At 36.2% G+C, this 20,381-nt stretch carries 17 protein-coding genes and 1 pseudogene; 14 read left to right on the top strand and 4 right to left on the bottom strand.

The genetic code is table 11. The features are described 5' to 3' along the window. Nucleotides 1–13 precede the first annotated feature (13 nt). Nucleotides 14–751 carry a polysaccharide deacetylase family protein gene (locus DJ93_RS11290; protein ID WP_042980903.1) on the bottom strand — a complete coding sequence of 246 codons (738 nt, stop codon included), beginning with the start codon at nucleotides 749–751 and terminating at the stop codon, nucleotides 14–16. Between the two features lie 203 nt (nucleotides 752–954). After that, complete coding sequence (locus DJ93_RS11285) at nucleotides 955–2,028, bottom strand: glycosyltransferase family 4 protein (protein WP_042980901.1); 1,074 nt, start codon at nucleotides 2,026–2,028, stop codon at nucleotides 955–957. Between the two features lie 558 nt (nucleotides 2,029–2,586). Here DJ93_RS11285 and DJ93_RS11280 point away from each other — a divergent pair. Together DJ93_RS11280 and wecB are read left to right on the top strand one after the other, a co-directional pair. Beyond that, the gene (locus DJ93_RS11280; protein ID WP_042980899.1) at nucleotides 2,587–3,912 is read left to right on the top strand and encodes a UDP-glucose dehydrogenase family protein; all 1,326 of its coding nucleotides are present in this window, start codon (nucleotides 2,587–2,589) and stop codon (nucleotides 3,910–3,912) included. Between the two features lie 75 nt (nucleotides 3,913–3,987). Beyond that, nucleotides 3,988–5,103 carry a non-hydrolyzing UDP-N-acetylglucosamine 2-epimerase gene (wecB, locus tag DJ93_RS11275; protein ID WP_042980898.1) on the top strand — a complete coding sequence of 372 codons (1,116 nt, stop codon included), beginning with the start codon at nucleotides 3,988–3,990 and terminating at the stop codon, nucleotides 5,101–5,103. 44 nt (nucleotides 5,104–5,147) lie between these two features. On the opposite strand, the gene DJ93_RS11270 is transcribed toward wecB, so the two are convergent. Both DJ93_RS11270 and DJ93_RS11265 read right to left on the bottom strand, forming a co-directional pair. Beyond that, entirely contained in the window at nucleotides 5,148–6,296 is a 1,149-nt protein-coding gene (locus DJ93_RS11270) for an LCP family protein (protein ID WP_042980896.1), read from the bottom strand. 95 nt (nucleotides 6,297–6,391) lie between these two features. Continuing rightward, nucleotides 6,392–7,030, bottom strand: coding sequence for a YigZ family protein (locus DJ93_RS11265; RefSeq protein WP_042980895.1), 639 nt, complete (start codon nucleotides 7,028–7,030; stop codon nucleotides 6,392–6,394). Nucleotides 7,031–7,269: 239 nt separating this feature from the next. On the opposite strand from DJ93_RS11265, the gene DJ93_RS11260 reads away from it, so the two are divergent. From DJ93_RS11260 to ftsX, 12 genes and pseudogenes are all read left to right on the top strand, one after another. Then, a complete protein-coding gene (locus tag DJ93_RS11260) occupies nucleotides 7,270–8,112 on the top strand; it encodes a DegV family protein (RefSeq protein ID WP_042980893.1) in 843 nt (280 codons plus the stop codon). A gap of 171 nt (nucleotides 8,113–8,283) precedes the next feature. After that, entirely contained in the window at nucleotides 8,284–8,598 is a 315-nt protein-coding gene (locus DJ93_RS11255) for a winged helix-turn-helix transcriptional regulator (RefSeq protein ID WP_042980892.1), read from the top strand. Between the two features lie 163 nt (nucleotides 8,599–8,761). Next, nucleotides 8,762–10,198, top strand: a pseudogene (locus DJ93_RS11250) (C40 family peptidase). A 127-nt stretch (nucleotides 10,199–10,325) separates the two neighbouring features. Beyond that, a complete protein-coding gene (gene comFA / locus DJ93_RS11245) occupies nucleotides 10,326–11,672 on the top strand; it encodes an ATP-dependent helicase ComFA (protein ID WP_042984186.1) in 1,347 nt (448 codons plus the stop codon). Further along, nucleotides 11,672–12,376 (top strand): ComF family protein, encoded by a 705-nt coding sequence (locus DJ93_RS11240; RefSeq protein WP_042980889.1) that lies wholly within the window; start codon nucleotides 11,672–11,674, stop codon nucleotides 12,374–12,376. Before comFA ends, DJ93_RS11240 begins: the two co-directional genes overlap by 1 nt. Before the next feature lie 126 nt (nucleotides 12,377–12,502). Then, entirely contained in the window at nucleotides 12,503–12,700 is a 198-nt protein-coding gene (gene cspC / locus DJ93_RS11235) for a cold shock protein CspC (protein WP_001990088.1), read from the top strand. A gap of 330 nt (nucleotides 12,701–13,030) precedes the next feature. After that, nucleotides 13,031–13,573, top strand: coding sequence for a ribosome hibernation-promoting factor, HPF/YfiA family (gene hpf, locus DJ93_RS11230; RefSeq protein WP_042980887.1), 543 nt, complete (start codon nucleotides 13,031–13,033; stop codon nucleotides 13,571–13,573). A gap of 309 nt (nucleotides 13,574–13,882) precedes the next feature. Beyond that, a complete protein-coding gene (gene secA, locus DJ93_RS11225) occupies nucleotides 13,883–16,390 on the top strand; it encodes a preprotein translocase subunit SecA (RefSeq protein WP_042980886.1) in 2,508 nt (835 codons plus the stop codon). A gap of 168 nt (nucleotides 16,391–16,558) precedes the next feature. Beyond that, nucleotides 16,559–17,660 (top strand): peptide chain release factor 2 gene (gene prfB, locus DJ93_RS11220; protein WP_117287873.1). Its coding sequence is split into 2 segments (ribosomal slippage): nucleotides 16,559–16,630 and nucleotides 16,632–17,660, totalling 1,101 coding nucleotides; the frame shifts between segments, so codons are not numbered across the junction. A 448-nt stretch (nucleotides 17,661–18,108) separates the two neighbouring features. After that, entirely contained in the window at nucleotides 18,109–18,432 is a 324-nt protein-coding gene (gene cccB, locus DJ93_RS11215) for a cytochrome c551 (RefSeq protein WP_042980884.1), read from the top strand. Nucleotides 18,433–18,768: 336 nt separating this feature from the next. Then, on the top strand, nucleotides 18,769–19,455 hold the full coding sequence (gene ftsE / locus DJ93_RS11210; protein WP_042980883.1) for a cell division ATP-binding protein FtsE: 687 nt from the start codon (nucleotides 18,769–18,771) through the stop codon (nucleotides 19,453–19,455). Continuing rightward, nucleotides 19,445–20,338, top strand: a complete 894-nt coding sequence (gene ftsX / locus DJ93_RS11205; RefSeq protein ID WP_042980882.1) for a permease-like cell division protein FtsX — start codon at nucleotides 19,445–19,447, stop codon at nucleotides 20,336–20,338. The genes ftsE and ftsX overlap by 11 nt, the downstream gene beginning before the upstream one ends. Nucleotides 20,339–20,381 lie beyond the last annotated feature (43 nt).

Genomic DNA, 20,381 nt, shown 5'->3' with positions numbered 1-20,381 from the left:
TACACTAAAGCTGTTACAATCTGGTGTCTTTCCAGAAGTTTACTTCTAAATGGGAAGAGGGGTTATAAGGGAGAAGTGTGTAACCCTTTGCTTGCAAATAATCAATTACTTTCGGAAGAATTTTCACTGTAACACTAGAATCATGCATTAAAATTACCTCTACTTGCTCATCGCTTTGATTCATTACTCTTTCTAATACAGCAGAAGGATTATCGTAACTTTTCCAATCATATGTATCGATTGTCCAGTCCCACATTTTATACCGAGCAGATACAAGTGCATCGCGGTAATTCTTTTTTAAATAAGGCATACTGCCATATGGAACCCGAACGAGGTGCGTATCTAATTTCGTTACTTGTTGGACGATTGCTTGAGTTTGCTCCATTTCCGAAATTAAAACAGATGGATCACCGGTATACAAACGCTTTACATCATGGGACATGCTATGAAGTCCAATATAATGTCCTTCTTCAGTTAAACGTTTCATCGTTTGGGGATAATGTGATACTTTGCCACCGATGACGAAAAAGGTAGCCTTACCATTTTTTTGTTTTAAAATGTTTAAAATTTGTGATGTGTATTTATTTGGTCCATCATCAAATGTTAAGTACGCAATTTTTTGCGGGAGAGAAGTAGTTTGAGTATTGGGATGATGTTCAGTTGAATCACTAATGGTTGCTTGTGTATAGGACGGTGCGCATGTAGTAATAGCTAAAAATATAAGTATGCATTGAAATATTTGTTTGACCATAACATTCACCCTCAGTTTAACAATCAAAGATGTAAAAAGAATTTTTGATATCTTGCTCATTATTTTCTTTATACGTATATCTTTCTCCAATTAAAGAACTCTCAAACAAACTATATTTTGGAAATGAGAATAAAAAAATAACATCCCTTCAAAAAGAAAGGATGCTATTTGAATATTTCATAATAATAGAGGCTATACTACAATTAGTCTTCACGTTTTTTCACTTTTTTATAGAAGGAAATAATTGGTTTGTAACGTTCGTGTACAAGCCCGATTACTTCGGCAACTATTTCAGTGAAGAATATTAAAGCGAATAGAAGAATAATCGATAACCATAATGTTGCACTAGTAAAGATGATTGCATTTACACTAAAGAAAATACCGAATGCGTAAATGATTAGTACCGTTGCGCGATGAGAGAAGCCCATTGCTAGCAGACGGTGATGTAAATGCGACTTATCTGGTGCAGAAATTGGTTTTTTGTTTACGATACGGCGAATAATCGCAAAGGTCGTATCGAATACAGGTACACCTAAAATGATGATCGGAACAAGGAAGCTGAATAACGTTACGCTTTTGTATAATCCGAGTAACGATAGGACAGAAATACAATATCCTAAAAATAGTGCTCCTGTATCTCCCATGAAAATTTTTGCTGGATGGAAGTTATAGAATAAAAATCCAAGTGTACTTGCAAGAGCAATAAGTGCCAGTGGCAAGATGATAACTGCGCCAGTACCCATAGGACTAGTAAAGGCCATATATGCTAATGTTGCAAGAACGATTGATGAAATTCCAGCCGATAATCCATCTAATCCATCAATTAAGTTGATGGCATTCGTAATACCTACAATCCAAAATACTGTAATTGGATATGCAAGTAGTCCAAGCTCAGTATCACCAAGAATAGGAATATACAATACCTGTACTAACAATCCACTTTTTACAATCAGTATGGCAACTAATAGTTGTCCACCGAATTTTACCTTTGCTGATAATTCATATATATCATCTAAAATACCGATGATAACGATAATAACAGCACCTAAGCTTATTGATAATATTCTTTGTTCGTATAATCCACTAACAATAAAACCTACAGCTACACCGATGAAAATTGCCAGTCCACCTAGACGAGGCATAATTTTTTGGTGTACTTTACGCGCGTTCGGCTTATCTGTTGCTCCTATTTTAAACGCTAATTTAATAACGAAAGGAGTAACGATGAGTACAGTGATGAAAGATGCCAAGATGGCATAAATCACTTGTGAGTCCATTAATACCCCACCTTTTATATTTTAACGTAATTTTTGAAAGAGTTATCTGAAAATTATGATGTTTGTTTACAGGCTCATAACATATGGTATCACAAAAAGATTAGAATTCAATCTTTTTTTCTAAGTAGTATAAATGGAAATAGATAAAATATGTGACAAATTTATATCGAATGTAGTGTTAGAGAAAAAGGTTGCAAAATATTTTTAACACTACATTCTATTAATGATTTATATTAATGTTTCGTATCAATTAACTTTACATCGTAACGATAATAGTTTCGTTACTATAAGTGTTTCACGTTCAAATGCGTACGTTTCACGTTAAAATATGGAAATGTGTATTTGAAGTAAAGTTCATCTTCATTTGTCTTCATTTTGTTTACAAAAACTTAAAAAAAGAATGAAAAAACAATTCATATAATAAAGAAGTATCTTCATTTTGAGATGAAAAAAGATGTCCTATTTGTATTTTTCTATGGAAGGGGGAAGCACAGGTGAATGTGCTGTTCATATGAAAAATCATTCTTGTCTTCTATATAATCCTGTGCGAAAGGTAAAATGAAAATTACGGTGATAGGCACTGGGTATGTCGGGTTAATTACGGGAGTAGGATTAGCGATGCTGGGACATTCGGTTACGTGTTTTGATATTAATAAGGAGAAGATAGAGCAAATACAGGAAGGGATATTACCTATTTATGAACCTGATTTAGATGAATTAGTACGGACTGCCTGTGATGAGGGATATTTAATGTTCACAGCGAATAAAATAGAGGCATTTGCTCATGTAGATTATGTATTTATTGCAGTAGGAACACCGTCTTTAGCAGATGGAACAGCAGATTTAGCGCATATTCGTGATGTGTGTTATGACATTGGCGTATATGCAAAGAATAATATAATTGTCGTTACAAAAAGTACTGTCCCTGTAGGAACGAACGATTTAATGCGAGAATGGATTCAGGAGAGGTTGCAAGGGCGACACGAATTACATATTGTATCGAATCCGGAGTTTTTACGGGAAGGTTCTGGAGTCTATGATTTCTTTCATGGCGATCGTATTGTAATTGGAGCACAATCGAGAGAAATTGCAGAGCAAGTGAAGAACTTATACAGCCAGTTATTTATAAGAACGTACATTACAGATGTTAGAAGTGCGGAAATGATTAAATATGCATCTAATGCTTTTTTAGCAACAAAGATTAGTTTTATAAATGAAATTTCAAATATATGTGAAAGAGTCGGAGCTGACATATTAGAAGTAGCGGCTGGTATGGGATTGGATCGGAGAATCGGTTCAGCTTTTTTACAAGCAGGTGTTGGGTATGGTGGATCTTGCTTTCCGAAAGATACAAATGCGCTTGTACAAATTGCGGGGAATGTTTCCCATGATTTTCGCTTATTAAAAGCGGTAATTGAAGTAAATAATAAGCAGCAGCTGTTACTTGTTGAGAAGGCAAAGAAGGTCTTGGATATGAGCGGGAAACGGGTGGCTGTGCTTGGTGTTGCATTTAAGCCAAATACGGATGATATTAGGGAAGCTCCATCGCTTATTATTATAAATGAGCTAGTAAAGATGGGGGCGAATGTCATTGTATACGATCCAGAGGCTATTCCTCATGTAAAAGATTTATTTGGCGAGAGACTACAATATACCGATCATATAGATGAAGCGATTACGGAAGCTAGTGCAGTGTTTATCGTAACAGAATGGGAATCTATACGTACTTATCCGTTAGAACAGTATGTAAAGCTTATGAGAGAACCTATTCTATTTGATGGGAGAAATTGCTATACTAATGAGGATATTGAGAGCCAGAGATTGGATTATTACTCTGTAGGAAGAAAAAGTATTTGTAATAGTAAGGTTTCTACTATTTATTGAGAATATTTTTAATCCAGATTCGTTCTCATATGTAATAATAGTTATCGTAACTAGTGAAAGAAAAGAGGCAGTGAAATGACTGAACGTTTAAAAGTAATGACGATTTTCGGAACACGTCCAGAGGCAATTAAAATGGCACCTCTTGTATTAGAGTTGCAAAAGTACTCTGAAAAAATCGAATCAATTGTGACTGTAACAGCACAGCACCGTCAAATGTTAGATCAAGTATTAAATATCTTTGGTATTACACCAGATTTCGATTTGAATATTATGAAAGACCGTCAAACATTAATTGATATTACAACACGTGGTTTAGAAGGTTTAGACAAAGTAATGAAAGAAGCAAAACCACATATCGTTCTTGTACATGGAGATACAACAACTACGTTTATTGCGAGTTTGGCTGCTTTCTATAACCAAATTCCAGTAGGGCATGTTGAAGCAGGACTTCGTACATGGGATAAGTATTCTCCATATCCAGAAGAAATGAATCGTCAATTAACAGGTGTAATGGCTGATCTTCATTTCTCACCTACAACAAAATCAGCAACAAACTTGCAGAAAGAAAATAAAGACGAGGCACGTATTTTCGTAACAGGAAATACAGCGATTGATGCGCTGAAAACGACTGTAAAAGAAACGTATAGTCACCCTGTATTAGAGAAACTTGGAGATGACCGTCTTGTTCTTATGACTGCACATCGTCGTGAAAACTTAGGTGAGCCAATGCGCAATATGTTCCGTGCGATTAAGCGTCTTGTTGATAAGCATGAAGATGTACAAGTTGTATATCCTGTTCATATGAATCCTGTTGTTCGTGAAACAGCGAATGATATTTTAGGTGATCATAGCCGCATTCATTTAATTGAACCGTTAGATGTAATTGATTTCCATAATGTTGCAGCTCGTTCATACTTAATGTTAACAGATTCTGGCGGTGTACAAGAGGAAGCTCCATCTCTTGGTGTACCAGTTCTTGTGCTTCGTGATACAACAGAACGTCCAGAAGGTATTGAAGCAGGCACATTGAAATTAGCAGGTACAGATGAAGAAACAATCTTTACGCTTGCTGATGAATTATTATCCGATAAAGAAGCACATGACAAAATGGCGCAAGCATCTAACCCTTACGGTGATGGCCGTGCATCAGAGCGTATTGTAGAAGCGATCTTACAACACTTTCAAAAATAAGTGAAAAAGAGCCAAATCCTATAAGGATTTGGCTCTTTTATTGACTATTGCTGATTTCTCATAATCCATTCTGCGTGAGCATTCGTGGAAGGCGGTGGTTGAGGTGGATTTTTGTTCTCAGCCGGTTGTTTCTTTGAATTCGCACTTGGGTCTGAATTTGAGTTTTCATGGTTATTGTTACTGACATTAGAGTCTGTTTTGGAAGCTGCATTTGGATTCGACTGTACGCTGTCTTTTCCTATTTCTTTCAGAATAGCATTATGAGCAGTCTCTACACTTGTTGGATCTGGGAGGAAGTAATATATACCACCTATTTTTTTATCTTCTCCTTCAAGTTGTAACGTTTGTATGTTTGAAGGATCGAACCCAGATAATTTAGTATAAAGAGCGAGTCCGTCCGAAATAGGGATATCGGTTTTTATATACTTTCCGACAACTTTTGTTAAATCTTTAATTTTAAAGACAGTAGAAGCAGAGTTTAATTTGTGTGCAACTGCAGCGAGTACTTGTCGCTGTCTTGCAGCTCGGCCATAATCTCCATTAGGGTCCTGTTTTCGCATACGAACATAGGCTAGTGCTTCTTCACCATTCAAATCTTGTTTACCTTGTTTAAATTGAATCAATTTATAATAATCTATATCAGAGCGCTCCTCGAAATCAAAAGGAACATCAACTGTAATGCCACCAACAGCATCAACAATTCCCTTAAACCCTTTGAAATCAATTTTAACATAGTGATCCACAGGAACATTTAAAAATTTTTCCACTGTATCTACTGCCATTTTTTCTCCGCCATAAGCATGAGCAGCATTAATTTTGTCTTGTTTATTTTTTCCTACAATATCGACCCGAGAGTCGCGTGGAATACTCATAATTGAAACCTTTTGAGATATCGGATTAACTGTTGCGAACATAAGCGAATCTGTTCGACCGTTTTGTCCATCTGTTGCATAATCTTCAATACCCATAATAAGGATTGTAAAAGGTTCTTTTGCAATTTGAACTTCTTCTGTACGTAATTTGGACTTATCACGTGTAAAGCCACTATACATCTCCATGAGAGAAGAATATGAATTCAACATGTAAAGTCCTACACTACCAAATAAGAATGCGAAAATAAGAAAGATGAAAAGTTTACGTCTTCGTTTCTTTTTAATTCTTCTTTTTTGGAGATGATAATAACGTTCTTCCATGTATAATCTCCTTTTAGCCTGTAGCCTGTTACTTTACCACCTTAAGCTTTTAAAGGTTAAGGTGAATAACCATTTGTCTAAATGAGAAGTGTAGTTTATTGTATTACGTCGTGTTCTAAATACAACATATCGCCTTCTTCAATTGTACATTTCCCATTTGTTAATTCAATCATCCAATTTATGAAAAGCTGTTTTTTGTCTTCTTCTACATAAGTATCAAATGTTACATTTTCGAGGTAATGTATATCTTTTATGGCATATTCTGAGTTGCGTAATTCATTTTCGACTTTGCCGAGCAAAGTATAATCAATCTCTGTTTGCATAACGCGCATTAGTTTTCGTTCAACAACACCTACGTGATTAACCCCCTCGCTTGTACATTTTCCGTATGCACGAATTAATCCGCCGGCACCAAGTTTAATACCACCGAAATAACGCGTGACAACAACGACAGTATCTTTTAGCCCGCGTTTTTTTAATACTTCTAACATTGGTACACCAGCTGTACCACTCGGCTCACCATCATCATTTGCTTTTTGAATTTGATCTTGTTCACCAATTAAATATGCAGAGCAGTTATGTGTTGCATTCCAGTGCTGCTTTTTAATTTTTTGTATAAATTCTTGTGCCTCTTCTTCCGTTGTCGCTCGGCTAATATAGCAAATAAATTTTGATTTTTGAATGACAATTTCGTTCTCACCGCAGCTCTTTATTGTTAAATATTGTAATAGCAATGGTATACGCCCCTATCTTTCAAACTGACTAGTACTTTACATTGTAAAATGGGGCGTTTTTAGATTCAAACATTTTTTACAAATATGTTAAATTTTTTGAGGAGTATTTTATGTTTTTGTTGAAATCTGTCGAGATAATGGTTATAGTTTTAAACTGGCATTTTCATGTATTGATGCACCTTTTCTAGTTTTCGTGTAAAATTAGGAAATAAAAACTTTTTTATAAGGTAGGTACGAAAATGAAAACAGCTATTGTTACTGATAGTACAGCATATATACCGAAGCATATTCGTGATGAACTAAATATATATATGATTCCATTAAACGTAGTTTTTGGAACGGAATCTTATCAAGAAGAAGCTGAAATTACAGCGGATGATTTTTATGTGAAAGTGCGTGAACAAGAAGAGCTTCCTAAAACTTCTCAGCCAGCGATCGGAAAATTTGTAGAGTTATTTGAAGAATTAGGGAAAGAATATGATGCCGTTATTAGTATTCACCTTTCAAGTGGGATAAGCGGTACATACCAAACAGCTACAACAGCTGGACAGATGGCAGACGGAATTGAAGTGTATACGTATGATTCTGAAATTAGTTGTGAAGTGCAAGGTTTTTTTGTACGTGAGGGCGCAAAATTAGCAAGTGAAGGAAAGTCACCGGAAGAAATTTTGGCACGATTTGATGAAATGAAACAAACCATGGATGCCTATTTCGTTGTGGATGATTTACATCACCTGCAACGTGGTGGACGCCTAAACAGCGCACAGGCTTTTATCGGTAGTTTATTACAAGTGAAGCCGGTTTTATATTTTAGAGACAAAATAATTATTCCGTTTGAAAAAATTCGTACACGTAAAAAAGCAATTAAGCGCATCGTTGAAATTTTTGATGAACAGGCAAGTAAGGGTGTACCAATGGAGGCTGTCATTATTCATGCAAACCGTGAAGAGGAAGCGAAAGAATGGCAGCAAGAACTAGAGGAGGAATACCCTCATGTTACAATCCGTATTAGTTATTTCGGAGCTGTAATTGGTACGCATTTAGGTGAAGGTTCACTTGGTCTAGGTTGGTATACAAAATAATAAAGATGTAAAGGCTCTCTTTTTGAAGAGGGTTTTTTTACGGATTGCTATATCGATTTGACAAGTTAATATTTGGAAATGGTAAAATGTACGTAATCTTTAATGATGAGGAAAGTTTTATTACTTACTTTTTACAAGAAACTATTTTATAATATAGGAGAGGTGAAACATATGGAGCATAATTCTTGTTTATGTCCAAAGTTTGAATCGGCTTTCACACTACTTAGTAAGAAGTGGACAGGTTTAATTATTAAATCTCTGTTAGAAGAGCCGAAACGTTTTAGAGAAATCGCAGATATTATTCCTAATATGAGCGATCGTATGTTGTCGGAACGCCTAAAAGAATTAGAGGGCGAAGGTATTGTTGTACGCGATGTTTACCCTGAAGTCCCTGTTAGAATCGAGTATGGACTAACGGATAAAGGGAAAGCTTTGGAAAGTGTTATGAACGAAGTCCAAAATTGGGCTGAGAAATGGGTAAACTAAACCTAGTTTTTAAATCGGATTGTATGCTGTGAATATTTAAAAACGCAAGGGGAATTTCCTTGCGTTTTTTTATGTAACAAGCAGATGACATTTGTATGAAAAAATAGTGTGTTGCTCTTAAGATTCTACAAATACATACAAAATTAGAACGTTTTCTTCATAAATCACAAATAAAATATTACATTTATTTTACAAAAGCGTAACATTGGAAAAAAATCCCCCGAATTATGGTATAAATTTTAATAGATTATATACGGAAAAAGAAAAAAGAAAGCGGTGTAAAAATAAAATGAAAAAGCTAAAAATGGCATCTTGCGCATTAGTTGCGGGATTGATGTTTTCAGGACTAACACCAAGTGCATTTGCAGAAGATAAAATTACTGATGTAAAATCACAAATTAACGCACAAAACGACACTTTACATAAACAACAACAAGAACGTGATGAACTTCAAAAACAAATGAACGAATTAAATAAAACTGTTCAAGGTTTAGATAAGTCTGTTCAGGAAAATGCTGCAAAACTTGATGAAACAATGAAAAAAGTTGCAGAGACAGAGCAATTAATTGAGACGAAAAACAAAAGTATTGCAGATTTACAAACGAAAATCGCAAAGCGTGAAGAATTACTAAGAAAGCGTTTAGTTGCACTTCAAGAACAACCAAATACGAACGTTGTAACAGAAGTTCTTGTAAATTCTAAAAACATTGCTGACCTAGTAGATCGTTTAACGTCTATGTCTAAAATTCTTGAATCTGATGAAGATATCATGAAAACACAACAAGAAGATCAAGCGACTGTGAAAAAAGATGTTGAAACGGTAAAAGCGAAACAAAAAGAATTAAAAGAAGCCCAAACTAAGATCGAAACTGCAAAGCAAGAGCTTGATACTGAAAAAGTGAAAAAACAAGCAGCAGTAAACGATTTAAGCGGCAAAATGGATACAGTTGTAAGTACAATGACAAGTACGGAAGGTCAATTGAAAGAGCTTGAGCAACAAGCGTTATACTTACAACAATTATCTGAAAAAGAAGCGCAAGAAAAAGCTGCACAAGAAGCTGCTGCTCAAAAGCAAGCAGAACAAGCTCAGCAACAAGTACAAACGGCACCAGCTCAACCAGCCGCTTCAGCAAACAACGGTGGACAAGTTAAAAAAGAAGAAGTTAAAAAAGAAGAGCCTAAAAAAGAAGAGCCTAAAAAAGAAGAGCCTAAAAAGACAACACCAACTGTTGAAATTGACGGAAATATGGGTGTAGTTGAAAAAGCTAGAAGTTTACTTGGTATGAAGTATGTATGGGGTAGTTCTTCACCATCAAATGGTGGTTTTGACTGTAGTGGATTAGTTTCTTATGTTTATGGTTTAGGACATCAAACAACATCTTCTTTATGGGGATCTGTTCAAAAAATCAGTGCATCTGAAGCAAAACCAGGAGATCTTATCTTCTTACAAGGTACTTACAGAGCAGGCGTATCTCACGTTGGAATTTACATCGGTGGCGGTCAAATGATTCACGCCTCTGATGAAAGAACGGGTGTTACTACTGGTAGTGTAAATAGTCCTTACAATCAACAACATTTCTTAGGTTACGGTAGATTATAAGATTTGTAATTAAATAAAACATGTGTATAAAGTCGATAGCTTACTATTTTATAAGTAGGTTATCGGCTTTTTTGATTTTTTACGAGAGAAAGAGAAGAGGATATAGTAGGGGTGGAGGTGCCATATGATGCTGGCAGGAAGGCAAATGCTATTCGAAGAACTTACGCTATTAAAGAGGGAATTAGATGATTTAGAGAGGAAGGGAGAGGTGGTTTGCGTAAAAGGTGTTGCGAAAAAATCTTCAAAATATATATGTCAGCGTTGCGGGAATATAGAGCAGCGGTTATTCGCGTCATTTTTATGCAAAAGATGTAATGAGGTATGTGCTTACTGCCGGAAGTGTATAACGATGGGAAGGGTTAGTGAATGTACCATACTTGTTCGTGGTCTTTCCGAAATAAAAGGAGAATGTACTTCTAATCCATTGAACTGGAAAGGGGAATTATCACCAGGTCAAAATATAGCCGCATGTGGCGTAGTGGAAGCTATAAAGAAGAAAGAATCCTTTTTTATTTGGGCTGTGTGCGGTGCTGGGAAGACAGAGATGCTTTTTTATGGAATTGAAGAAGCACTTAGAAAAGGGGAGCGAGTTTGTATCGCAACGCCTAGGACTGATGTTGTACTTGAATTAGCTCCGCGGCTGCAAAGTGTTTTTCCGAATATATTAGTTGCAGCCTTATATGGTGGGAGTTTGAATCGTGAAAAGGAGGCAAGCTTGATCATATCAACAACGCATCAGTTGCTTCGTTATTATAGGGCGTTTGATGTCATGATTTTGGACGAAATCGACGCTTTTCCATATGCCGCAGATAAAATGCTGCATTATGCAGTAGAGCAAGCAACGAAGAAAAAAGCAGCTCGTATTTACTTAACTGCAACCCCAGAAGAGAAATGGAAACGGAATTTACAAAGTGGCAAGCAAAAAGGTGTCATTATTTCAGGTCGTTATCATAGGCACCCTTTACCGGTTCCAACTTTTCGCTGGTGTGGAAATTGGAAGAAACTCCTGATGCGTAAAAGAATTCCTCGTATTTTACTACAATGGTTAAAGAGGTTTTTAAATAAACAATATCCTATCTTTCTATTTGTCCCCCACATACGATATGTAGATGAAATAAGCTCGTTATTAAAACAATTGGATAATCGAATTGAAGGTGTCCATGCGGAAGATTCGCAGAGAAAAGAAAAAGTAGCTGCTTTTCGAAAAGGAGAGATTCCTTTATTAGTTACAACAACTATTTTGGAGCGTGGTGTAACGGTGAAGAATTTACAAGTGGCTGTGTTAGGGGCAGAAGAAGCTATATTTTCTGAGAGTGCTCTCGTTCAAATTGCGGGCCGGGTTGGTCGAAGTTTTGAAAATCCAGATGGGGATATTCTCTATTTCCATTATGGAAAAACAGAAGCGATGATTCGGGCAAAAAAGCATATTCAAAGTATGAATAAAAAGGCAAAGCGACAAGGATTAATAGATTAATGTATTGTCTTCTTTGTGATGATTATATTTCATGTGCTGTTACTTGGTGTTCTTTTTTTCTTCATTCTCAAACAAAGTGTATATGCGAGAGGTGTGAACGGAAACTTTCCTATATTATAGGAGAAACTTGCAATGAATGTGGCCGACCTTTGGCTTTGCTTACTGCTGAATATAGAATAGGGAGTATTTGTAGGGATTGTGTGAGATGGGAAGAAGATGGAGTGTTTCAGACTGTTAGAAATCGATCTTTGTATGTGTACAATGATGGAATGAAGGAAATATTAGCACAGTTCAAATTTCGTGGGGATGCGGAGCTTGTACGTATTTTTCGTATGCCATTTATGGCTTCTTTTCAAAAACATTTTTCAAATTATGAAGTGGTTATTCCTATTCCACTTAGTAAAGAGCGTGAATACGAACGGGGATTCAATCAAGCGGAGTTATTGGCATCTTGTTTGTCAGTTCTGATGCCCTGTACATCGTTAAGTAGAAAAGAAACGGAAAAACAAAGTAAGAAAAAGCGTAAAGAACGGATTTCAGGAATAAATCCTTTTTACTTTCAAGGGGAAGAGATGTTCACTGGGCAACACATTTTACTCGTTGATGATGTGTATACGACAGGGATTACGGTTAGGCAAGTTGGAAAACTTCTATATGACAGAGGAGCTCAAACAGTCTCAAGTTTAACGCTTTGTCGAGGGTAATATATGTATGTCGAAAGGTATAATAAAAAGACGACAACTCTTCTTTGACTTGATATGTTGTCATTCGTTATAGTCAAAATATAGGGCGAATATCCTGATTTTTAGAGTGAAGGGAATGGAACGAACATGCAAGGAAGAGTAAAATGGTTTAATGCAGAAAAAGGTTTTGGGTTTATTGAGCGTGAGGATGGTGACGATGTTTTTGTCCATTTTTCTGCAATTCAGCAAGATGGGTATAAGTCGTTAGAAGAGGGTCAACAAGTAGAGTTTGACATTGTCGATGGAGCACGTGGACCACAAGCAGCGAATGTTGTGAAGTTGTAACGTAAAGGTTTTACGAGAAACATAGAGCTGCACTTGTGGCGAGCGTTATATATATGTATATCATTTCAGGCCCTTGTTATGTAACAAGGGTTTTTTATTATGGGTAGAGTTGTCAAAAAGTTGTTTCTTTTCTGTAACGAATTGTCCACAGTTATGTTCGTTATTCACAATGTAAATAGGATAAAATAAAAGTAGAAACGATGCATCTTTTCTTTTCAACAAAAAACGATAAAAAAATTGTAATTTCACTAACTTTTTTAAAAAAGTTAGAAGGAGTTTTTAAGCCGATGTCGAAATTGTATACATAGGCTTGAAAGGAGGAATTCATCTATGAAATTCAACATTCGTGGTGAAAATATTGAAGTAACTCCAGCATTAAAGGAATATGTAGAGAAGAAGCTAAGTAAATTAGAGCGTTATTTTGATACATTCCCAGAGATTAAAGTTAATTTAAAAGTATACTCTGACAAGCAACGTGTCGAGGTAACAATCCCGTTTACAGATTTATTACTTCGTGCAGAAGAAACTCATAGCGATATGTACGCTGCAATTGATTTAGTGGTTGATAAAATTGAGCGACAAATTCGTAAACATAAAACAAAAGTAAATCGTAAATTACGTGAAAAAGGTTCTGTTAAAAATACATTTATCATCCCTGAGGCAGTAGCTGTTCAGGAAGAAGTGCAAGAGGATGAATTAGAACTTGTGCGTACAAAACGATTTGATTTAAAACCGATGGACGTTGAAGAAGCTATCTTACAAATGGATATGCTTGGACATAACTTCTTCGTATTCACAAATGCGGATACAAATGAAACTAATGTTGTATATGGCCGCAAAGATGGTAAGTATGGATTAATCGAAACAAAATAAATCTCCGAAAGCGCAGCTGTCAAAGGCTGCGCTTTTTTTATTGGCCAGATTCGTTTCTTTAGAGTTAATTTCATATAAAAAATAACGAGTTAAAAAATTTTTCCTAAATCTAGGGCTGGACATTTGGACGATTGTTGTCATAGTTATAAGACAAGTGTTACAATTATCATTAGGTTTATACATTTGAGTTTTTTAATTAGGAGAAAAATTGGCAGCAAATCAATTTGCTTTTTATAACGACTGATTGTGAATAGAAAAAGAAAATACAATCAGGAATTTTAATTTCATAAAAAGAGGAGCGTATTTCCTATGATCGGTATTTTGAAAAAGGTGTTTGATGTAAACCAACGTCAAATTAAACGTATGCAGAAGATGGTGGAGAACATTGATTCATTAGAATCATCTATTAAGCCGCTAACTGATGAACAATTAAAAGGAAAAACAGTTGAATTTAAAGAACGTCTAACAAAAGGTGAGACAGTAGATGATCTACTTCCTGAAGCTTTTGCAGTTGTTCGTGAAGCCGCAACTCGTGTTCTTGGAATGCGTCCATATGGTGTACAGCTAATGGGTGGTATTGCCTTGCATGAAGGGAATATCTCTGAGATGAAAACAGGTGAAGGTAAAACATTAACGTCTACTTTACCTGTATATTTAAATGCTTTAACAGGAAAAGGTGTTCACGTTGTTACAGTCAATGAATACTTAGCACAACGTGATGCGAGTGAAATGGGACAACTTCATGAGTTCCTTGGCTTAACAGTAGGAATTAACTTAAATAGTATGTCACGTGAAGAGAAACAAGCTGCTTATGCTGCTGATATTACGTATAGCACAAATAATGAGCTTGGATTCGATTACTTACGTGACAACATGGTTTTATATAAAGAGCAGTGTGTTCAGCGTCCACTTCATTTTGCAATTATCGATGAGGTCGATTCCATCTTAGTCGATGAAGCACGTACGCCACTTATTATTTCAGGACAAGCACAAAAATCAACAGAATTATATATGTTTGCAAATGCGTTCGTTCGTACGTTAGAGAATGAAAAAGATTATTCATTTGATGTGAAAACGAAAAATGTAATGTTAACAGAAGATGGTATTACGAAAGCAGAGAAAGCTTTCCATATTGAAAACTTATTTGATTTAAAACATGTAGCACTTCTTCACCATATTAATCAGGGGCTTCGTGCACACGTTGTTATGCACCGTGATACAGATTATGTTGTGCAAGAAGGAGAAATCGTAATTGTAGACCAATTCACTGGTCGTCTTATGAAAGGCCGTCGTTATAGCGAAGGTTTACACCAAGCGATTGAAGCAAAAGAAGGCGTAGAAATTCAAAATGAAAGTATGACGCTTGCAACAATTACATTCCAAAACTACTTCCGTATGTACGAAAAGTTATCAGGTATGACTGGTACAGCGAAAACGGAAGAAGAGGAATTCCGTAATATTTACAATATGAATGTTATCGTAATTCCAACGAATAAAGATATTATTCGTGATGACCGTGCAGATTTAATCTTTAAATCAATGGAAGGTAAGTTCAATGCGGTTGTTGAGGATATTGTAAATCGTCATAAACAAGGGCAACCTGTACTTGTTGGTACAGTTGCAATTGAAACGTCAGAACTTATTTCAAAAATGTTAACACGTAAAGGTGTGCGTCATAACATCTTAAACGCGAAAAACCATGCGCGTGAAGCAGATATTATTGCAGAAGCTGGTATGAAAGGCGCTGTAACAATTGCGACAAACATGGCTGGTCGTGGTACGGACATTAAGCTAGGGGACGATATAAAAACAGTTGGTTTAGCAGTTATCGGTACAGAGCGTCACGAAAGCCGTCGTATTGATAATCAGTTACGTGGTCGTGCTGGTCGTCAAGGAGACCCTGGTGTAACGCAATTCTACCTGTCTATGGAAGATGAGTTAATGCGCCGCTTCGGTTCAGACAATATGAAAGCAATGATGGATCGCCTTGGTATGGATGATTCACAGCCAATCGAAAGTAAAATGGTTTCTCGTGCTGTAGAATCTGCACAAAAACGTGTAGAAGGAAATAACTATGATGCACGTAAACAGCTGTTACAATACGACGATGTACTTCGTCAACAACGTGAGGTAATTTACAAGCAGCGTCAAGAAGTAATGGATTCAGAGAACTTACGTAGCATTATTGAAGGTATGATGAAATCTACGGTAGAACGTGCTGTTGCACTTCATACGCAAGAAGAAATCGAGGAAGATTGGAACATTAAAGGTCTTGTCGATTACTTAAATACAAACCTTCTTGAAGAAGGAGATGTAAAAGAAGAAGAGTTACGTCGCCTTGCTCCAGAAGAAATGAGCGAATTAATCATCGCGAAATTATTAAAGCGTTATAACGAAAGAGAAAAACTTCTACCTGAAGAGCAGACGCGTGAATTCGAAAAGGTTGTTGTATTCCGTGTTGTAGATACGAAATGGACAGATCATATCGATGCGATGGATCACCTTCGTGAAGGTATTCATTTACGTGCTTACGGACAAATCGATCCACTTCGTGAATACCAAATGGAAGGGTTCGCAATGTTTGAATCGATGATTGCTTCTATTGAAGAGGAAATTTCTCGCTACATCATGAAGGCTGAAATTGAACAAAATCTAGAGCGCCAAGAAGTTGTTCAAGGTGAAGCTATTCATCCATCAACCGATGGCGAAGAGGCGAAGAAAAAACCGGTTGTAAAAGGTGATCAAGTCGGCCGTAATGATGAATGTAAGTGCGGTAGTGGTAAGAAATATAAAAACTGCTGCGGTATCGGCAAGTAAAGAGAAGTCTCGCTTACGCGGCTAGATTTTTTAAAGTTTTGTTCCTGAAATGGAAAAAAACTTTAAATCTCCATATAATAAAAAGGATTGAACTCTCTCTGTAACAAGCGGGGAGAGTTTCCCTCGTTTTCATACGAAAGTAACAGTAATTACATAGAGGTGAAGGAAATGGAATTAGTAGAAATTAGACAAGAATTAGAGAAATTGGCTAAGAGATTAGCGGCTTTTAGGGGGTCTCTTTGACCTCCCTACAAAAGAGAGTCGTATCGCAGAATTAGAAGAAACAATGATGCAAGCAGGTTTTTGGGATGACCAACAAGGTGCGCAAACTGTAATTAACGAAGCGAATGCGTTAAAGGATATGGTTGGAAAGTTCCGTAAGATAGACGAAACATTTGAAAATTTAGAAGTGACACATGAACTTTTAAAAGAAGAATATGATGAAGATTTACATGAAGAGTTAGAAGCTGAAGTGAAATCTTTATCTCAAGAGATGAATGAATACGAGCTTCAGTTATTGTTAAGCGATCCTTACGATAAAAATAACGCTATTTTAGAACTGCATCCAGGTGCAGGTGGAACAGAGTCACAGGACTGGGGTTCTATGCTATTACGTATGTACACGCGATGGGCTGAGAAACGTGGATTTAAAGTAGAAACAGTTGATTATTTACCAGGTGATGAAGCAGGAATCAAGAGTGTTACGCTATTAATTAAAGGGCATAATGCTTACGGTTACTTGAAGGCAGAGAAAGGTGTACATCGTCTTGTACGTATTTCACCATTTGATTCTTCAGGCCGTCGTCATACATCGTTCGTATCTTGTGAAGTTGTACCTGAATTCAACGATGAAGTTGAAATTGAAATACGTACAGAAGATTTAAAAATAGATACGTATCGTGCAAGTGGTGCGGGTGGACAGCACATTAATACGACAGATTCAGCAGTTCGTATCACGCATACACCAACAAATACGGTTGTAACATGTCAGTCAGAGCGTTCTCAAATTAAAAACCGTGAACATGCAATGAAAATGTTAAAAGCGAAATTATACCAAAAGAAATTAGAAGAGCAACAAGCGGAATTAGATGAGATCCGCGGGGAGCAAAAAGAAATTGGATGGGGTAGTCAAATCCGTTCTTACGTATTCCACCCGTATTCTCTTGTGAAAGACCATCGTACGAATACAGAGGTTGGTAACGTACAAGCAGTTATGGATGGAGAAATTGATCCATTTATTGATGCGTATTTACGCTCTCGTATTTCCTAAGAAAAAAGCCAACAAAATTGTTGGCTTTTGCTGAGGGAAAAGAGGATGTAAGGGGCTTATCTTGTCTATATTGATAAGAGAAAGAGGAGAGAAGTTGGAAGTGACAACTTCTCTTTTTGATGGGTTTAGTTGCAGAATACAAGGTCGTATATTGTTTGTAAAATGTAAAAAATATAAAAATAATGTGGTATTTGAAAAGAAACATATATAGGATTTTTCTTATCTGTTCTTTCGAAAAAGTTTCTTTATAGAATTTTTAAGGTTGTTCACAGAATTGAAACAATTTATAAAAGCTTTATTTCATTAGGGTTTTCACTACATTTGTAAAAAAAGGAAATTCAGGTTAGTTTTTCTGTAAAAGGATAATGATTATAATGACAAGTGAGCGCGCTATGAAAATATAGCTTATTCATAATAAGAAGAATATCAACAATGGGGAGCGATAGAAGTGAAAAAAAAATTGTTGGCTATTGCATTAGGAACATCAGTAGTTCTTGCTTTAGGAGCATGCGGAAACAAAGAAGAGAGCAAACCATCGAAACAATCTGCAAGTACAGATAGTGCAGAACAAATTTTCCAAAGAAGTTGCGCTGGTTGTCATGCTAAGGATTTATCAGGAGCAACTGGACCTGATTTACGAAAAGTAGGAGAGAAATACGACGCAGCAGATATTGAAAAGATTATTGAAAAAGGTCGCGGTTCTATGTCACCAGGACTTATTCAAGGTGAGGATGCGAAAAAAGTGGCTGAATGGTTAGCTGGGCATAAATAAGTAAGTGTACGAAAATGAATAGTAGAAAAATGAGCTGATTGTAGACTCTTATCTAAAAGTTTATAGAGCCGAGAGATGAGTCAGCTCGTTTACCTGTTTGGATGTAACATAACTGTAACAAAAATGTATCCGAATTGGAAACCGTTTGATGTTACAATGAGGTTTGTAGAATTTTGCTGAAATATATTACATAAAGCAGTGTCGCTAATAGATTACTGTTATTTAAAGTGACCTGTCTTCAACAAGAATTGTAAATGAGAATAAAAGTTTTTCTTTTATTTTCAAATGAACAGAAAAGTATTTCGAAAAAAATCATTAAGCATTGGGTGATAAATAATGATAAAAATGACGAATGTTTATAAGGAGTACCCAAATGGTATGAAAGCCATTTCTGGGCTCACAGTTAACATTAAACAAGGTGAATTCGTATACGTAGTTGGACCGAGTGGAGCCGGGAAATCTACATTTATTAAAATGATGTATCGTGAAGAAAAGCCATCTACAGGATCTATTAACGTAAATGGACTTACAATTGAAACATTGGCAGAAAGAGATGTTCCGTATTTTCGTCGTCAATTAGGCGTGATTTTCCAGGACTTTAAATTGCTACCTAAATTAACGGTATATGAGAATGTTGCGTTTGCCTTAGAAGTAATTGAAGAAGAAACAGAGGCAATCCGTGAGCGTGTTACAGAAGTGTTAGGACTTGTAGGTCTTGAAGATCGTGCAGATGCACTTCCAAGTGAGCTTTCAGGTGGAGAACAGCAACGTGTGGCGATTGCAAGAGCGATCGTAAATAAACCGAAAGTTGTAATTGCCGATGAGCCAACTGGTAACTTAGATATTGAGACAGCTCTTGATATTATGAAAATCTTCACGCGTATTAATGAGCGTGGTACAACAATCGTTATGGCAACACATAACGCGGATATCGTAAATACAATTCGTCATCGCGTAATTGCGATTGAAGGCGGAAAAATTGTTCGAGATGAGATTGAGGGAGGATACGGATATGAAGGCTAACACCCTTAGTCGACATTTACGAGAAGGTGTAAAAAATCTATCCCGTAACGGATGGATGACGTTTGCTTCTGTAAGTGCGGTAACAGTTACATTATTACTTGTAGGTGTCTTTTTAACAGCGATTATGAATATGAACCATTTTGCGACGAAAGTAGAGCAAGATGTAGAAATTCGTGTACACATTGATCCAGCAGCAAAAGAGGCTAATCAAAAGAAATTAGAAGAAGATATGGGTAAGATTGCGAAAGTAGATTCTATTAAATATTCTTCTAAAGAAGAAGAATTAAAACGTTTAATTAAAAGTTTAGGCGATAGCGGAAAAACGTTCGAGTTATTTGAGCAAGATAACCCATTGAAAAACGTATTTATTGTAAAAGCGAAAGAGCCAACAGATACAGCAGCAATTGCGAAAAAAGTTGAGAAAATGCAGTTTGTAAGTAACGTTCAATACGGTAAAGGTCAAGTTGAAAGATTATTTGATACTGTAAAAACAGGCCGTAACATCGGGATTATACTCATTGCTGGTCTTTTATTTACTGCAATGTTCTTAATCTCTAATACAATTAAAATTACAATTTATGCGCGAAGCACAGAGATTGAAATTATGAAACTTGTAGGTGCAACAAACTGGTTTATTCGTTGGCCGTTCTTATTAGAAGGTTTATTCTTAGGTGTGTTAGGATCTATCATTCCAATTGTCCTAATTCTATCTGTTTATAATTCACTACAAGGCGTGTTTAATGAAAAACTTGGCGGAACAATTTTCGAGCTTCTACCATACAGCCCGTTCGTATTCCAATTAGCTGGTTTATTAGTATTAATTGGTGCATTAATCGGTATGTGGGGAAGTGTAATGTCAATTCGTCGCTTCTTAAAAGTATAAAAAGTTGCAAACATAATTCGTACAAGCTTATCATATAGTAGAA

The organism is Bacillus clarus, assembly GCF_000746925.1.
In the GTDB taxonomy this organism is placed as follows: Bacteria; Bacillota; Bacilli; order Bacillales; family Bacillaceae_G; genus Bacillus_A; species Bacillus_A clarus.
The sequence above is the reverse complement of the archived record's forward strand: the minus strand, read 5'-3'. Positions and strand labels throughout refer to the sequence as shown.

Bases quoted from the DNA above. Each gene is read 5' to 3' on its own strand.
- DJ93_RS11290 (WP_042980903.1), bottom strand. From the start codon at position 751: ATGGTCAAACAAATATTTCAATGCATACTTATATTTTTAGCTATTACT.
- DJ93_RS11285 (WP_042980901.1), bottom strand. From the start codon at position 2,028: ATGGACTCACAAGTGATTTATGCCATCTTGGCATCTTTCATCACTGTA.
- DJ93_RS11280 (WP_042980899.1), top strand. From the start codon at position 2,587: ATGAAAATTACGGTGATAGGCACTGGGTATGTCGGGTTAATTACGGGA.
- wecB (WP_042980898.1), top strand. From the start codon at position 3,988: ATGACTGAACGTTTAAAAGTAATGACGATTTTCGGAACACGTCCAGAG.
- DJ93_RS11270 (WP_042980896.1), bottom strand. From the start codon at position 6,296: ATGGAAGAACGTTATTATCATCTCCAAAAAAGAAGAATTAAAAAGAAA.
- DJ93_RS11260 (WP_042980893.1), top strand. From the start codon at position 7,270: ATGAAAACAGCTATTGTTACTGATAGTACAGCATATATACCGAAGCAT.
- DJ93_RS11255 (WP_042980892.1), top strand. From the start codon at position 8,284: ATGGAGCATAATTCTTGTTTATGTCCAAAGTTTGAATCGGCTTTCACA.
- comFA (WP_042984186.1), top strand. From the start codon at position 10,326: ATGCTGGCAGGAAGGCAAATGCTATTCGAAGAACTTACGCTATTAAAG.
- DJ93_RS11240 (WP_042980889.1), top strand. From the start codon at position 11,672: ATGTATTGTCTTCTTTGTGATGATTATATTTCATGTGCTGTTACTTGG.
- cspC (WP_001990088.1), top strand. From the start codon at position 12,503: ATGCAAGGAAGAGTAAAATGGTTTAATGCAGAAAAAGGTTTTGGGTTT.
- hpf (WP_042980887.1), top strand. From the start codon at position 13,031: ATGAAATTCAACATTCGTGGTGAAAATATTGAAGTAACTCCAGCATTA.
- secA (WP_042980886.1), top strand. From the start codon at position 13,883: ATGATCGGTATTTTGAAAAAGGTGTTTGATGTAAACCAACGTCAAATT.
- ftsE (WP_042980883.1), top strand. From the start codon at position 18,769: ATGATAAAAATGACGAATGTTTATAAGGAGTACCCAAATGGTATGAAA.
- ftsX (WP_042980882.1), top strand. From the start codon at position 19,445: ATGAAGGCTAACACCCTTAGTCGACATTTACGAGAAGGTGTAAAAAAT.